The following is a 14,016-nucleotide window of genomic DNA, read 5'->3' on the forward strand; positions in this document are numbered from 1 at the left end:
CACTGTGGCGGGCCGTGATGACTCCCGCAAGTCGGAACGCGGCAATTTGTCCTGCCGCTGCAAGCAAGCGGACCCGCGATGCCGGCAAGCCGCCGCTGGACCTTGGCCTGCGCGTCAGACTAGGCTGCGCGCCAACGGAGGATGCCAATGGGCAAATATGTGATGATCGCGCAGTCGGCACCGCTGCCGGGGCGCGAGGCCGAATATGACGCGTGGTATGACGCGGTCCACATGAAGGACATCTGCGCCCTGCCCGGCGTCACCGGCGGCCGCCGCTTTGCCGCCACACCCTTTGCCATGCCCGAACCCGGCGCACCGCGGATCGCAATCTACGATATCGAAACCGACGACGCGGCGGCATTCATGGCCGAAATGGGCCGCCGCAGCGCCGAGGGCATTATCACCCGCTCCGATGCGATGGACCGCTCCGCCGCAAAAGTGTGGATCTACGAGGAAAAGCCTAGCCAATGAACGCCGAAACCGAAGTGCAAGCGCAGGCATGGTCCATCCCGACCGAGGCCTATCTTTCCCCAGACTATGCCCGCGCCGAACGCGATGCGATCTGGCGCAAGGTCTGGCAGGTGGCCTGCCGCGAAGAGGAAATCGAAAAGCCGGGCGATTTCGTCACTTACGACATCCTCGACGATTCGATCATCGTCACCCGGCAGGACGATGGCTCGATCAAGGCCTATCACAACGTCTGCCCGCACCGGGGGCGCAAGCTGACCGAAGGCTGCGGCCATGCCAAGGGCTTCAAGTGCGGCTTCCACGGCTGGACGTGGGCGCTCGACGGGCGCAACCTCGGCGTCACGCGCAAGTCCGGCTATGGCGACAGCCTGAGCGCCGACGACATCCGCCTGAAGGACGTACGCGCCGAGACCTGGGGCGGCTGGGTGTTCATCACCATGGACCCGGACGCGGTGCCCTTGCGCGAATACCTCGGCGAAGTGGCGCCGCTGCTCGATCCGTTCGAGATGCAGAACATGCGCTATCGCTGGCGGCAGTGGCTGCACTTCCCGTGCAACTGGAAGGTCGCGGTTGAGGCGTTCAACGAAGGCTACCACGTCATCGGCACGCACCCGCAGCTGGCGGTCTATTCCGACAAGCCGACCTGGAGCCGCTCGCTCGGAATCCACGGCAACTTCGGCGCGCTGCAGCGTGAAGGCGTAGGCGGCGGCACGGCGGGAGCGGCAGGGGCGCCCGACATGCGCATCGGCCTCGCCACCAGTCTCAATCAGGTGTGGAAGGAAGTCTGGGCAACGACCACGCAGACCATGGTCGATGTTGCCAACAAGCTGGTCGACGAATTGCCCGAAGGCACCAGCGCGATGGACGTGCAGATGCACTTCATGCGCCGGGTGATCGAGGAAGATGCGAAGAACGGCATCACCTGGCCCGCGCTCGATCCGAAACACGCGGCGGAAGCCGGAACCGACGTCCACATCTTCCCCAACACCGTGCTGATCTATGGCCCGACCTTCGCGCTGTGTTATCGCGCGCGGCCCAATGGCTATGACCCTGACAGCTGCATTTTCGAGGTCTATACGCTGGAGAAATTCTCCAAGGGGCAGGAGCCGAAGCCGGAGAACCTCTACAAGCCCGAGCAGACGCTGGACCACTGGCCGGTGGTGCTGCTGCAAGACTTCTCCAACATGGGCGCGGTGCAGCAGGGGATGAAATCGATGGCGTTTGGTTCGGCGCGGCCGCATCCGACGGAGGAAGAAGCGGTGGTAGGCTTCCACCGCGCGCTGGCGGGCTACATGGGGACTGGTGGGCCGGTGGAGGTGGGTTAAGGCAATCGAAGAAGCCCAACTCTCAACTACCGTCACCCCGGGCTTGACCCGGGGTCTCGCTTATATCCGCCAATTCCCCACTTACAGCATCTGCTCGTACAAATCCTTCCAGTCAGGGTTCCCGCGCTCGATCAGATCGAACTTCCATTCGCGCCGCCAGCGCTTGATCCGCTTTTCCTGCGCTATGCAGTCTTCGATCGTTTCGCCGCGTTCCGCCCAAACCAACCTGTCCAGACCATAGCGTCGGCAGAAATCCGATCCGTCCCCTTCCCGATGTTGATAGATCCTGCGCGCCAAGTGTGCCGTCACGCCGACATAGATCGTGCCGCGATACCGGTCGGTCATGATGTAAACCCATCCTCCGCGGCGTTCAGCATCCATGCTCGAAATGGAAAGGAAGCGGGACCCCGGGTCAAGCCCGGGGTGACGGGGATTAGGATTTTCGTAGGAACGTCACCCCAACCGCGGATCGATCACGACCCGCACCGGCGCGCCCGGTCCGCTCATCGCCGCCATCGCCTCGGCCACGCCTGACCTTCCGATCCGCGCGCCAATCCAAGGGGCGACGTCGATCCGCCCATCGCCGATCGCGCGCATGGCGAGGTCCATGTCCTGCGGCTCTTCCCCGCCGGCGAACTGGACGTTGAGCCGCTTGTTCTGCGCGGCGAAGACGAAGAGGCTTTCCTCCTCCATGCAATAGCCGCCCATGACGATCCGCCCGTCAAACGGCGCGGCTTCGACCAGCGATTGCAGCATACCGGCGCGCCCGACGCATTCGTAGATCAGGTTCGGCGCGCGGCCCACATCGGGCAGCGGCGCATGGGGGCTGACCTCGCGCGGATCAACCGCGACATGCGCGCCCATCCGCAGCGCTTCCTCGCGCCGCGCGGGATGAAAGTCTGCCGCGACGATCGGGGCGATGCCCATGATCTTGAGGCCGGCGATGACGCCCAGTCCGATCGCTCCGCAGCCGAGCACCAGCGCGACATCGCCCTTCTCGGGCCTGCCCCTCCGCGCGTGTTCAAGGCCGACGGCAAGCGGCTCGATCATCGCGCCGTGATCATCGTCGAAGCTGTCCGGCAGGGCGAACATCACGTCCTCGTCGAGCAGCATCAGCTCGCCATAGCCGCCCGGGCAGACATGGCTGAAACCGACCACCGCATGAGCCCCGCCTTGCCGCATGATCGGCACCGATGTCACCTTGCTGCCGACAGCCACCTTGCGCGCCGAGCCGGGCCCGTAATCGATCACTTCGCCGACGAATTCGTGTCCGGGGACGAAGGGCTGGTCCCATTGCAGCGCGGCGTAAGGCCCGCCAAGTTTGCGCGACAGGTCGATGATGTTCTGCCCGGCGTGGAGGAAGTGCTGTTCACTGGCGCACATGCCGCACGAATGGGTGCGCACCAGCGCCTGACCCTTGCCGGGGACGGGATCGGTGACCTCGCCGGTGAGGACGTGGCCGTTCTGGATGTATGCTGCTTTCATGATGCAAACGCTGCCTTCACTTCCGGGATGACTTGTTCGAGCAGGCGAAGGCACTTCCACCCTTCTTCCGGATCCAGCCCGCCAAGCAGCGGCTGCAATCCGAGCGAGGTCTTGTCTTCCATGCGTCCCGCCTGGGCCACGAACTGCTCCGGCGTCCAGCAGGCGAAAAGCCCCGCCTGTTTCAGCGCCGCCGGGTTATCGAGCCCCTTGAACGGCGAAGAGCTGGCATCGCCTTCCTGCGCGGCCCACTTGGCATATTCGGTGATGACATGGACAGCGTGGCGCTCGATCGCCTTCCAACCTGCTTCCGGGTCCTCGCAAAGGTGGATCGCCAGCGGCATGCCGCTCTTGGGGCGGCTGTACTGACGCGGCGCATGGCCTAGCCGCGCGCATTCCTCGAGATAGAGATCGACCAGTTCGCCTTTCATCGGCCCGAAGCCCACCCCGAACCGCGCCGCGCGCCGCGCCGATGCGGGCACGCCGCCGCCGACAAGCACGATGTCCTCCGGCTCCTGCACCGGCAGCGGGCGGACGAAGACGGGCTTGCCATCCACCTCGAAGCGTTCACCGTGCAAAGCGCGCAGGATCAAATCTATATTCTGATCAAGCAGTTTGGCGCGGTCCTTCAGGCTTTTGCCGAACATGGCGAATTCGAAAGGCACATAGCCCGCGCCGAAGATCACGTTGAGCCGCCCGTTCGAGATCAGGTCCACCAGCGCGATCTTTTCCGCCAGCATCACCGGATCGTGCAGCGGCAGGATCACTGCGCCGAGCATGAAGCTGATCCGCTCGGTGACCGCCGCCATGGCGCTGGCCAGCACGAAAGGCTGCGGCAGGTAGCCGTCGTCCGAACCGTGGTGTTCCATCAGCCCGATGCGATCGACGCCGATCCTGTCGCAGAACGCTGCCATATCGATGGCGGCGCGGTAGAGCCCGGCCGCAGGCGTGCCCCAGTCAGGCGCGCGCATGTCAAACGAGACGGTAAGTTTGATGTCTTTCATCATAGTAACCTTGAACTTTCCAGATCGTCATCCTGAACTTGTTTCAGGATCCATCGTGCAAGGCGCACGGATCAATGGGTGAAGATGCAACGGCGCCGCAGGTTTTCTGACGCGCGACCTGGGCCAAGATGCGAAATGGATCCAGAAACGAGTTCAGGGTGGCGGCGAAGGGCAAATGGGGCGTCATCCCTTCAGAACCTCATAGGAAGGATCACTGCGATCCCGCGCCCAGCCGCTGTGCCGCTTCATCGGCGTAACCTCGCGTATTTCGTCCATTTCCATCACCGCGCGCCGGTGATCGAGCGCCCACCGCCCCTCGCGCTTCGACCAGCGATCGACATAGCGGGACAGCACCGTCATCTGCATCAGCCGCCCTTCACGCTCCATCCGCAGCGTGGCGGTGACATAGCTTTCGCTTCCCGCATAGTCGCCGTTAAGCTCGATAATGATGTTCGACATCTGGTGAGAATGTTGCAGCAAATGACTGTGCTGGCTGCAAACATGATCAATGAAGCCGCGCCCGGTCCCTTGAAAATTGTGCTCGTAATCGGCCGTGCCGTCTTCGTGCCAGATCGAATAGCCCAGTTCGTGATCGATCCGGTCCATCGCGCGGCAATAGCGGTAGATCTGGTCGGTGATCGCCAGCCGGTCGGCCACCCGGGTTAGTAGGTCGCTCATCGCCTCAGCCCTTCTTCGCAAAGGACGACGAAGCGGCTATCGCCTCGATCCGCTTGCGCCGGTCGGCGGCGGAAATGCCTGCCCAACCGGCCTCGTCATCGGCCAAGCCCCAGTTCTGGATCGGTCCATGCGGCAGTCGCTCAAGGCCGAGCCGGGCAACATCGGCGGCGCTGGCCATGGTTTCGGGTTGCCAGTCGCGGCCCTGCTTCTCGGTCACTGCGCGGTGCGCGGGCGTGTCGGTCCGCCCTATGACGAGGTAGAGCACGTCAATGCCGCTGGGCTTCAGTTCGGCCCACAGGCTTTCCATCAGGTTGAGGTCGAAGGCCTTGGTCGCGCCGTAAACGCCAATCCCCGGAATGCCGGCATAGCAAACCCCCGATCCGCAAACGAGCAACCCACCCCGGCCGCGCTCGCGCATCTTCCGCCCGAAATGATGACATGCTGCCATGACCGTCAGGCAATTGCGCGTGGCGAGTTCGATCCACGCCGAAATATCGCCCTTGAGGAAGCCGACGCCATTCGCATCGGCGCCAGCGTTGAACACCAGCAGGCCGACATCGCGGTCGCCGGCGACATCGGCAAGGCGCTGGGTCGCGTCGGGCGCGGCCAGATCGATGCTCCCGGTGACAACGTCCACTCCGGTGGCGGAAAGCTCCTGCGCCAGCGCCGCCAGCGGGCCTTCGCGCCGCGCGATCAGGATCAGGTTGAGGCCCTCTGCCGCAAGCTGCCGCGCGAACTCCGCACCGGTTCCTTCGGAGGCCCCGGCGATCAGCGCCCACGGCCCGTACTTTCCAACAAATTCGCCTGCCACGTTCACTCTCCGCAAAGAAGTCTCTTGCCTTCCCCCCATAAATTCAGGAATCATTGAATATGTCAAACGCACCCCTGCCCGCATCGACCCAGCGATTTATGGATGAGATGGTCACGCTGATGGAGCCGTGGGGCTGGTCGCGCACGATCGCGCGGGTTTTCGCCTACCTGCTGGTGCGTGAAACGCCCGCGACGCTTGACGAAATTGTAGCCGATCTGGGCATCGCCAAGAGCAACGCCTCGATGGCGACGCGCGAGCTGGTCGACTATGGCAACGCCGTCCGCCTGCGGCAGCCGGGCACCAAGCAATTGCTGTTCGATGCGCCGTCGGCCCAGACCGGTCCTTTCGCCATGCGTTCTGCCATGCTGCGCCGGATGGCGGATCTGCTTGGCGAACAGCGCGAAGGCATGGGGGAGGCGGCTGTGCGGCGCCTGTCCCGACAGGCCGATTTCCTGCGCGCCATGGGCGAGGCCATCGATGGCGTGATCCGTGAAAAGGGCGATGCCGCGCCCGAGTGATATGATCACCGGCAGACTTGCAGCGCCGGCCGCTTCCGGCAACATCGCAGGTCGATATTCTGGCGAGAGAACCTGACATGGCTATTGCGCAATCCCTGCAAAACCGGATGATCCTGCCGGTCTTTGCCGCGCCGATGTTCCTCGTCAGCGGGGCGGCACTGGCCATTGCCTGCTGCAAGGCGGGCGTGATTGGATCCCTCACCCGCAACCACTGCCGCGATTTCGAGGAGATGGTGGAGCAACTTCGCTGCGTGCGCGCCGCGCTGGAGGCATTCGAGGACGAAGGCGGGCACGCCGCGCCGCTGGCGATGAACATCTCGCCCACGATGGGCCAGCAAGACTTCGCCCGCCACCTCGCCGCCTGCCGCGATCACAGCGTCGACATCATCGTCACATCGGTCGGCGATCCCACCGCCAATGCGCCTTTGGTGCGCGATCACGGCATGCTGCATTTCCACGACGCGACGACGATCCGCTTTGCCGAGAAGGCAGCCGCAGCGGGGGTGGACGGCATCGTCTGCATCGGCGCGGGCGGCGGCGGGCACGCCGGGCAGATCAGCCATCTCGCCTTCGTGCCGCAGGTGCGCAGCTTCTTCGGCGGCACGATCGTCATGGCCGGGGCGATCTCGACCGGAGCGGCAGTGCGCGCGGCAGAGGTGCTGGGCGCAGATCTCGCCTATATGGGCACGCGCTTCATCGCCACGCGCGAGAGCGATGCGCCAGCGGCCTACAAGGCGATGCTGGTTGAAGGCGGCGCGGCGGACGTGACCTATACCCGCGGCGTGAACGGCCTGCCGGCATCGTGGCTCAAGGCCAGCCTGCGCGAGATCGGCCTCGATCCGGAGAACCTGTTCATCCCACAAGGTCGCTCGACCGAGCACTTGCCCGAAGGCAAGACGCCGTGGCGCGATATCTGGAGCGCGGGACAAGGGATTGCCCTGATCGACGCAGTCCCGCCCGTCACTGATCTGGTGGTGCAACTCAGCGCGGAATATGCCGCCGCCTGCGCGATACCCGCATGGGGAGATGCGCAATGATTGACCGCGTCCTGCGCCGTGACGAGGGCGAGGTCTGCATCCTCACGCTCAACCGCCCGGAAAGCCTCAACGCGCTCGATACGGCGACATTCGAAGCACTTGACGCGCACTTTGCCGATCTGGAAGCGCAGGCAGACTCGATTGGCTGCGTCGTGCTGCGCGGGGCTGGCCGGGCGTTCTGTGCCGGGGCTGACCTCAAGGCGATGGCGGGGGTTACAGTCGATCCGCGCTTCAAGCCGGGCATCGTCGAACGGCTTGCCCGCCTGCCGCAACCCGTGATCGCGGCGGTCCACGGTGCCTGCTATACCGGCGGCCTTGAATTGGCGCTCGCCTGCGACATGATCCTTGCCGATACGACCTCGCGTTTCGCCGATACTCACGGCAAGTGGGGCCTGATCGGTGCCTGGGGGATGAGCCAGCGCCTGCCGCGCCGGATCGGCCCTTCGGCGGCCAAGCGCATGATGCTGTCTGCCCAGCCGATTGACGGCGTGGAAGCGCACTGTCTGGGGCTGGTCGACATGCTCGCCGAAGCTGGCGAACTGGACGCGATGGTCATGGATTTCGCCGCGCAGGTGGCGGCCAATTCGCGGTACACCAACCTCTACGTCAAGCGCGCGCTGGCGGCGACCGAGGGCATGCAGATCGAAGACGCGCTGGCTTGGGAGGCCGAAAATTACCCCGGCCGCTCGCCCGATCACCAAGATCGAATCGCCCGGTTTGCGAAAAAAGACTAGCGCGTCCGCACTTCCGCCATGCCTTCCCATTGCAGCAGCCCGGCCTTGCGGTTCGCGGCGAGGATCGGCCCCGGCTCGCCATTGCCAAGGGTCAGCGCAATGTGCGTTGCATCGAAACTGCCGACCGAAATGTCGAAACTCTCCCACTTGCCGTCGACATAGGCGATCACCCATGAATGCGGCTGGAAGGCGTTTTCCGAGCCGAAATAGCGTTCGCGCATGAACACCAGCCCGTTCGCCACCCGCGCCGGAATTCCCGCCGCGCGGGCGAGTGCGGCGAAGACATTCGCGTCCTCGGTACAGTCCCCTGCCCGCAGCTTCCACGCCTGCCGTGCGGAATGGTGGCCGAAGAATTCGACCCGGCTGATCCGCGCGCGGGCAATGTCGCCGAGCATGCGCATCCGGGTGCGTTCGGAAACCTTGCGACCGGCAACCGCGCGGGCAGCGGCGACCAGTTCAGGCGCGTCGCTCTCGATCCACGGTGAAGGTGCGCGCCAGCGGGCGAGGCTCTCGGCATCGTTCGGAATGCTGGGGCCGCAAGTGGAGCAGATGTCGATCCGAAACGTGCCGTCCGCCTGTTCCCGCACCCGCTGCTCGGCGGTTTCGGGCACGGCGAGCGGTGCACCGGCGCGTGGGCGGAATATGTAGCGGATGTGGCCGCGCAAAGCTGCTTCAGAGATTGAAAATGGCGATTTGAAGCGCAGGCTGGAAACCGCGCGGCCCGCTGAAAGCTGGCTGGCCCGCACCGGCTCAGCGCTGCGTTCGAAGACTTGCCGCCCGCCGGGTAGAGGCTTTTCGGCGCGCAAGACTTCGCCCTTGCCGTCCTTCGTAACCAGCCAGGCGTCGGCAAATTCGCCGTTGCGGTAATGAATTAGCGCCTCTTCCACACTTGTCTTCGAACGTTCGGTGCGGCCGCGCTGGATCGTGGTTGTGCCGGGTTCGATCTCGGCAATATCGCCCGTCATCGGCGTACCGGAGAGCCACTCCCCGTCCGCCAGCCGCAGCGCTGGATCGAGCAGTATCTGCCGCATGATCTGCGCCTTGCCTCGTGCACTTTCGACCAGCATGGTTGTGCCGGCGACCGTCAGGCGCACCCGGCTTGTGCTGCCATTGCGATCAGTCTCGGCAAGCAGGCTTAGCGGGCGCCCCTGCGCGTCTTCCTCGCGGACCACACGCACGGTCAGCCGTGCGGCGGGGTGGTCCTTGATGCGGAAAGCCGTGACCCGTTCGCGTGTCAGGCGGCGGCCTGCGGGGATGGTTTCGACGCTTTCGCGCTGCCAACCAATTAACTGGCCCTGCTCATCGGTGATGCGGAACCATGTGTCCGATGCCAGCGCTGGCCCTGCCCAGAAAAGCGCTAAGGCGAGAGCAAGACGCATCCCGCTCAGGATCCGAGCGCCACCACTCCGCCGGTCGAACCGAAGCCGCCCGCGCCTCGCGCCGTGTCATCCAGTTCGTCTACTTCCACCCAGCCCGCCTGCACGACCGGTGCCAGCACCAGCTGCGCCACGCGGTCACCGCGGCGGATGTCGAACGGCACGCTGCCATGGTTGATCAGGATGATCTTGAGTTCGCCGCGATAGTCGGAATCGATCGTCCCCGGCGTGTTGGGCACGGTGATGCCATGCTTGAGCGCAAGGCCTGAGCGCGGACGCACCTGCACTTCGAAACCCGGCGGGATCGCCATTGCCAACCCGGTGGCAACCGCATGACGCGCGCCGGGAGCAAGACTCACATCCTCGGCCGAAACCACGTCCATGCCGGCCGCGCCGCTGGTGGCATAGGCCGGCAGGTCCAGCCCCTGCCCATGGTCCAGCCGCTTGACGAGAACGGGTACGGCTTCGCTCATTGGGCAGTCTCCAGCGCCTGTGCGATCCGTTCCATGATCGCCATGGCCACGGCCTCCTTGGGCATTTCGGGCAGGTGTTCGACCCCGGTTGAGGTGATAATTGCCACCCGGTTGATCGCGCCGCCCATGACATCGCCCGATACGTCGTTGGCAACGATCCAGTCCGCGCCCTTGCGAGTGCGCTTTTCAGTGGCGTGTTCAAGCACGTGATCGGTTTCCGCCGCAAATCCGACAAGCAATTTGGGCTTGCGCCCGCCCGCCGCGACACTGGCGAGGATGTCCGGGTTTTCGGTGAGCATCAGCACTGGCGGGGCCGATCCGCGCTTTTTGATCTTGCCCTTGGACACGTCTTTCGAACGCCAGTCAGCCACGGCGGCGACCATGACCGCGCAGTCGGCTGGAAGCCCTTCCTTCACCGCATCGGCCATCTGACGCGCGGTTTCGACATCGACGCGGTCCACCCCGCGCGGGGTGGGCAGGCTTACCGGACCGGAGACGAGCGTGACCCGCGCGCCCAGACGAGCGGCGGCTGCGGCAATGGCATAGCCTTGCTTGCCCGAGCTGCGATTGGCAATGTAGCGCACCGGATCGATAGGTTCGTGCGTTGGCCCGGCGGTGACGAGAATGTGCTTGCCAGTCAGCGGGCCTTCAACCGGCTCGCCCGGATCGAAATCGGGCTGACCGTCGAGGATATCGACTCGCACGCCGTGATCATCGCCCGGGATTGGTTCGGGTGCGGACTGGTTGGCGTTGACCGTGTGGTTGATCGCCTGCGGATCGGTCGGCGGAGCGGCGCGCGCGCGGCCCTTTTTCGCCAGCGGACCGCCGGCGGTGGGGACCGGGGTGGCCTCAAGCGAAGTCGCGGGAACAGGCACTTCGGGAATCGCTGGGATCGGCAGTTCGACCGGATCGCTGGATGGTGGCGCCGGCAGGTAATCGATATCGTCGAGCGACGGCGCCTTGCCCTTGCCTTCACGCTGGATCAGCTTGGACGCCATCGGCCCCAAACCGATGTCACCGCTGCCATCATCATCAGGCTCAAGCGCTTCGAGCACCGAGCCTGCAAGTGGCGCGCTTAGGCCCTGCATCGGCAGGGCATCCGGCCCTTCGAACAGGCTGGAAATCCGTGCCCAGATCGCTTCGGGTTCGGGCAGGCGTCCGGGGCCATATTCGCCGCAGGCCATGTCGCCTTCGTCCGGTTCAACAATGAGGCAGCCGGCTCCGGCCAGTGTCTCGACATTGCGCTGGGTGGCGGGATGCAGCCACATCCGCACGTTCATCGCCGGTACCGCCATCACCGGCTTGTCGGTGGCGAGCAGCAGCGTGGTCGCCAGGTCATCGGCGATGCCCGCCGCCATGCGCGCCAGCAGGTCTGCCGTGGCCGGGCAGACCACAACGAGGTCTGCCTCGCGGCTAAGGCGGATGTGACCCATTTCGGCTTCGTTACGCAGGTCCCACAGGGTGGTGTGGACAGGATTTTCCGACAGCGCGGCCAGGCTCATCGCGGTGACGAACTGCGAACCGCCCTCGGTCAGCACGCAGGTTACCGAGCCGCCGTTCTTGCGGATCAGGCGCACCAGTTCACACGACTTGTAAGCCGCGATGCCGCCGCCGACGACGAGGAGAATCCGGGGTCCGATCATGCGCTTTCGCTATTAGCCGCTGCTTTGGCCGAGGGAAAGGCCGCGCTTGCCAATCCCTTGAGCGCCATCGGCACAAATGCGAGGCCGAGCCACATCATCGGCGCGATCATCATGCCCCAGTACCAGTTGTCGCCGCGCCCGCCGATCATGAAGGCGAGGCCGTAGCCGAGGAACAGCAGCGTGGCGAAAGTGGCGATCGGGGTGCGCCAGCCGGCCCAGCCGAAGACCATCAGCACCATCAGCGGCCCTGCCAGCATCGCCGGGATAAGCCGCAGATTGCTCGACAGCACGACCATCGACATCCAGCCTGACAGTCCACGCAACGTGACCCACGAGGGCCCGACCGGATCACCGGGGCGCACCAGTCCGGCGACGGTATGCAGGTGCACCGCCATGGCAGCGATGAAGAAGCCGACGAGCAGCGTCCAGGCTCCGAACTCCTTCCAACGCCGGTGCCACAAGGCAAAGGCACCGAGCAGTAGCACGAAGGGCAGCGCATGTTCGCGCAAGGCGAGCGCCGCAGCGGCGGCGAGCCATGTGCCCAGCCACTTGCCCTTCTCTGGCCGGTACAGCCCCATGGCAAGCGCCAGCAGGCCGCCCGACCACAATTCATGCAGCACGAAGAAATAGCCGATCGAGAGGATTTGCACGCCAAGGAACAGCAGGACCGTGGCCCACAGGCGCACGCGTTCCCCGCCCGGTTCCTCGCCCAGCCTTCGCCACCAGACGATCAGGATTGCAGCGATCAGCGCCAGCGCGAGCAATGCCTCGACCTTGCCGCCATCGCTGGGATTCGTCGGCGGCGGCAACTGCGCCTCAATCGTCGCCAGCGTCGGCAGGCGCACGGCAAAGCCTGGGCGCAGCGGATAGCGGCTGGCGCGGTGTTCGATGGCAACCGCCTCGTAATAGTTCTCACCCCGGCGCAGGCGCTCGGTCACGCGGTCGTAAAGCGCGAGGTCCTCGTCGCGCGCCTTGTCGCCTGCCTTGACCTTGCGCCCTTCGGCGAGCGAGGTGTGCACGCCTTCGCCCGACCGCATCGGCGTGATCGCGGCGAGCACGAGGAAGGTCAGCAGCAGCGCCAGCACCGCGCGCGCCGGAGCGGCCTTCCAGTGGGCGAAGCGGTTCCACTCGGGTGCGGTCATGCGGGTGTCTCCCGCGCGGCATCGATCAGGCTGCGCAGAGCAAATGGCATCCACGCGAGGCCCATGAACAGGAACGGCACGGCAATCACCCCCCAATAGAAATTGTTCTGCCGCCCGGCGATCATGAAAGCCAGCGCATAGCCCAGCGACAGCAGCGCGCCAAAGCGGCCCGCCTGGCTGTTCCACCCGGTCCAGCCGAAGACGGCCAGCACGGCGAGCGGCCCGGCGATCATTTGCGGCAGCAGGTTCAGCAGGCTCGAATGCTCGACCTTATAGAGCCAGCCGCCGATCCCTTCGAGCGCCAACCACGACGGCGAAACCGCATCTCCGGCCCGGATATGCGCTTCGGCAAGGCTCAGATGCCAGGCGAGGCCGGCGGCGAACAGGGCAACAAGCAATGCCCAGCCCAGTGCCTCACGCCGGCTTCCGCGCCACAGCGCCAGCGCGCCCATAAGCAGCACGAACGGCAGCGCCAGTTCGCGCACTGCGATAGCGGCGGCAGCGACAATCAGGGCAGCAATCCACTTGTCCTTGTCGGGTTGGTGCAGCGCGAAGGAGAACACCATCAGCTCGGCCGCCCAGACCTCATGCAGGCTGAGGAATTCGGCGGCCATCGACGTCGACAGGCCGACAAGCAGCAGCGCCGTGCCGACCAGTTTCACCGGCTCGCCGCCCGGTTCAGCAGCAAAGCGCCGGTACATGAAGGCCAGTGCAGCGAAAACCAGCGCGAGGTTCAGTCCGACCATGCCCTTCGGCCCCAGCGCCGCAGTCACATAGGCCAGCGTCGGCAATCGCACGGTAAAGCCGGGCGCAACCGGGTAGCCATTGGCACGCTGTAGTTCGGTGGCGGCAACGTAATAATCATCGCCCGCCGCGACACGCTCGGCAATGCGGCGATAGAGCAGGAGGTCGTTGTCCTTTTCGCCCGCAGTTGGCTTAGCCGCATTGACGGGCGCGGCGGCAATCGGTGCCCGAGACTGCGTGACAAGATCAGGTGCATCAGCCAATTCGCGCGGCATTCCCGGCGCCCAGGCGGCGAGCGCCATCAGCAACAGCAGCACGGCGAGTGCAAGCCTCGCCGGCCACTTTCGCCAGTGGGCATAGCGGTCAAAAGCCGGTGCGGCCCCTTCCGCCTTAACTTCCTCCACGCTCATGCGACCCCCAGAGCCCCCGGTTCTGCCGCATTGCTGCCACAGCCCCGCCGCGCGCGCAAAGCGGGCTTTGCGCACTATGGGGGAAATCCATAGGTTGCCATGGTTGCGATTTCCTTTCCGTGGGCGCGTTTGCCCCGGCGCTTTCGCTGGTGCGGCGAGGTGCTAAGGTCC

Annotated in this window: 15 protein-coding genes; 5 read left to right on the forward strand and 10 right to left on the reverse strand. The window is 65.1% G+C overall.

The genetic code is table 11. From position 1 onward, the window contains the following. The first annotated feature begins 147 nt into the window (after positions 1–147). Positions 148–471 (forward strand): hypothetical protein, encoded by a 324-nt coding sequence (locus RMO89_RS16550; RefSeq protein WP_310534505.1) that lies wholly within the window; start codon positions 148–150, stop codon positions 469–471. Beyond that, positions 468–1,793 carry an aromatic ring-hydroxylating dioxygenase subunit alpha gene (locus tag RMO89_RS16555; protein ID WP_310534506.1) on the forward strand — a complete coding sequence of 442 codons (1,326 nt, stop codon included), beginning with the start codon at positions 468–470 and terminating at the stop codon, positions 1,791–1,793. The genes RMO89_RS16550 and RMO89_RS16555 overlap by 4 nt, the downstream gene beginning before the upstream one ends. 81 nt (positions 1,794–1,874) lie before the next feature. Here RMO89_RS16555 and RMO89_RS16560 read toward each other — a convergent pair whose 3' ends face one another. From RMO89_RS16560 to RMO89_RS16580, 5 genes are all read right to left on the reverse strand, one after another. Then, the gene (locus RMO89_RS16560; protein WP_310534508.1) at positions 1,875–2,174 is read right to left on the reverse strand and encodes a GIY-YIG nuclease family protein; all 300 of its coding nucleotides are present in this window, start codon (positions 2,172–2,174) and stop codon (positions 1,875–1,877) included. A gap of 72 nt (positions 2,175–2,246) precedes the next feature. Continuing rightward, positions 2,247–3,278 carry a zinc-binding dehydrogenase gene (locus tag RMO89_RS16565; protein WP_310534510.1) on the reverse strand — a complete coding sequence of 344 codons (1,032 nt, stop codon included), beginning with the start codon at positions 3,276–3,278 and terminating at the stop codon, positions 2,247–2,249. After that, positions 3,275–4,279: an LLM class flavin-dependent oxidoreductase gene (locus RMO89_RS16570; protein WP_310534512.1), complete on the reverse strand. Its 1,005-nt coding sequence runs from the start codon at positions 4,277–4,279 to the stop codon at positions 3,275–3,277. The genes RMO89_RS16565 and RMO89_RS16570 overlap by 4 nt, the downstream gene beginning before the upstream one ends. Before the next feature lie 183 nt (positions 4,280–4,462). Beyond that, a complete protein-coding gene (locus RMO89_RS16575) occupies positions 4,463–4,957 on the reverse strand; it encodes a nuclear transport factor 2 family protein (protein WP_310534514.1) in 495 nt (164 codons plus the stop codon). Between the two features lie 4 nt (positions 4,958–4,961). Next, entirely contained in the window at positions 4,962–5,768 is an 807-nt protein-coding gene (locus RMO89_RS16580; RefSeq protein ID WP_310534517.1) for an SDR family NAD(P)-dependent oxidoreductase, read from the reverse strand. Positions 5,769–5,827: 59 nt separating this feature from the next. Here RMO89_RS16580 and RMO89_RS16585 point away from each other — a divergent pair, with 59 nt between their 5' ends. From RMO89_RS16585 to RMO89_RS16595, 3 genes are read left to right on the forward strand one after another with little or no spacing between them, the layout of a single operon-like run. Further along, a complete protein-coding gene (locus tag RMO89_RS16585; RefSeq protein ID WP_310534518.1) occupies positions 5,828–6,286 on the forward strand; it encodes a transcriptional regulator in 459 nt (152 codons plus the stop codon). A 17-nt stretch (positions 6,287–6,303) separates the two neighbouring features. Next, a complete protein-coding gene (locus RMO89_RS16590) occupies positions 6,304–7,323 on the forward strand; it encodes a nitronate monooxygenase (RefSeq protein ID WP_310534519.1) in 1,020 nt (339 codons plus the stop codon). Further along, a complete protein-coding gene (locus RMO89_RS16595; protein ID WP_310534520.1) occupies positions 7,320–8,057 on the forward strand; it encodes an enoyl-CoA hydratase/isomerase family protein in 738 nt (245 codons plus the stop codon). Before RMO89_RS16590 ends, RMO89_RS16595 begins: the two co-directional genes overlap by 4 nt. Here RMO89_RS16595 and RMO89_RS16600 read toward each other — a convergent pair. From RMO89_RS16600 to RMO89_RS16620, 5 genes are read right to left on the reverse strand one after another with little or no spacing between them, the layout of a single operon-like run. Continuing rightward, on the reverse strand, positions 8,054–9,436 hold the full coding sequence (locus RMO89_RS16600) for a transglutaminase-like domain-containing protein (RefSeq protein WP_310534521.1): 1,383 nt from the start codon (positions 9,434–9,436) through the stop codon (positions 8,054–8,056). The genes RMO89_RS16595 and RMO89_RS16600 overlap by 4 nt on opposite strands. 5 nt (positions 9,437–9,441) lie before the next feature. Continuing rightward, complete coding sequence (dut, locus tag RMO89_RS16605) at positions 9,442–9,906, reverse strand: dUTP diphosphatase (protein WP_310534522.1); 465 nt, start codon at positions 9,904–9,906, stop codon at positions 9,442–9,444. After that, positions 9,903–11,549 carry a bifunctional phosphopantothenoylcysteine decarboxylase/phosphopantothenate synthase gene (locus tag RMO89_RS16610; protein WP_310534523.1) on the reverse strand — a complete coding sequence of 549 codons (1,647 nt, stop codon included), beginning with the start codon at positions 11,547–11,549 and terminating at the stop codon, positions 9,903–9,905. The genes dut and RMO89_RS16610 overlap by 4 nt, the downstream gene beginning before the upstream one ends. Next, entirely contained in the window at positions 11,546–12,691 is a 1,146-nt protein-coding gene (locus RMO89_RS16615) for a hypothetical protein (RefSeq protein ID WP_310534524.1), read from the reverse strand. The genes RMO89_RS16610 and RMO89_RS16615 overlap by 4 nt, the downstream gene beginning before the upstream one ends. Next, positions 12,688–13,845: a hypothetical protein gene (locus RMO89_RS16620; RefSeq protein ID WP_310534525.1), complete on the reverse strand. Its 1,158-nt coding sequence runs from the start codon at positions 13,843–13,845 to the stop codon at positions 12,688–12,690. The genes RMO89_RS16615 and RMO89_RS16620 overlap by 4 nt, the downstream gene beginning before the upstream one ends. Positions 13,846–14,016: the final 171 nt, after the last annotated feature.

This window comes from Novosphingobium sp. (genome assembly GCF_031424035.1).
Lineage (GTDB): Bacteria > Pseudomonadota > Alphaproteobacteria > Sphingomonadales > Sphingomonadaceae > Novosphingobium.

Excerpts from the sequence above, each read along its gene's own strand:
- RMO89_RS16555 (WP_310534506.1), top strand. The coding sequence starts at position 468 with ATGAACGCCGAAACCGAAGTGCAAGCGCAGGCATGGTCCATCCCGACC.
- RMO89_RS16565 (WP_310534510.1), bottom strand. The coding sequence starts at position 3,278 with ATGAAAGCAGCATACATCCAGAACGGCCACGTCCTCACCGGCGAGGTC.
- RMO89_RS16575 (WP_310534514.1), bottom strand. The coding sequence starts at position 4,957 with ATGAGCGACCTACTAACCCGGGTGGCCGACCGGCTGGCGATCACCGAC.
- dut (WP_310534522.1), bottom strand. The coding sequence starts at position 9,906 with ATGAGCGAAGCCGTACCCGTTCTCGTCAAGCGGCTGGACCATGGGCAG.
- RMO89_RS16595 (WP_310534520.1), top strand. The coding sequence starts at position 7,320 with ATGATTGACCGCGTCCTGCGCCGTGACGAGGGCGAGGTCTGCATCCTC.
- RMO89_RS16585 (WP_310534518.1), top strand. The coding sequence starts at position 5,828 with ATGTCAAACGCACCCCTGCCCGCATCGACCCAGCGATTTATGGATGAG.
- RMO89_RS16615 (WP_310534524.1), bottom strand. The coding sequence starts at position 12,691 with ATGACCGCACCCGAGTGGAACCGCTTCGCCCACTGGAAGGCCGCTCCG.
- RMO89_RS16560 (WP_310534508.1), bottom strand. The coding sequence starts at position 2,174 with ATGGATGCTGAACGCCGCGGAGGATGGGTTTACATCATGACCGACCGG.
- RMO89_RS16570 (WP_310534512.1), bottom strand. The coding sequence starts at position 4,279 with ATGAAAGACATCAAACTTACCGTCTCGTTTGACATGCGCGCGCCTGAC.
- RMO89_RS16600 (WP_310534521.1), bottom strand. The coding sequence starts at position 9,436 with ATGCGTCTTGCTCTCGCCTTAGCGCTTTTCTGGGCAGGGCCAGCGCTG.
- RMO89_RS16550 (WP_310534505.1), top strand. The coding sequence starts at position 148 with ATGGGCAAATATGTGATGATCGCGCAGTCGGCACCGCTGCCGGGGCGC.
- RMO89_RS16610 (WP_310534523.1), bottom strand. The coding sequence starts at position 11,549 with ATGATCGGACCCCGGATTCTCCTCGTCGTCGGCGGCGGCATCGCGGCT.
- RMO89_RS16620 (WP_310534525.1), bottom strand. The coding sequence starts at position 13,845 with ATGAGCGTGGAGGAAGTTAAGGCGGAAGGGGCCGCACCGGCTTTTGAC.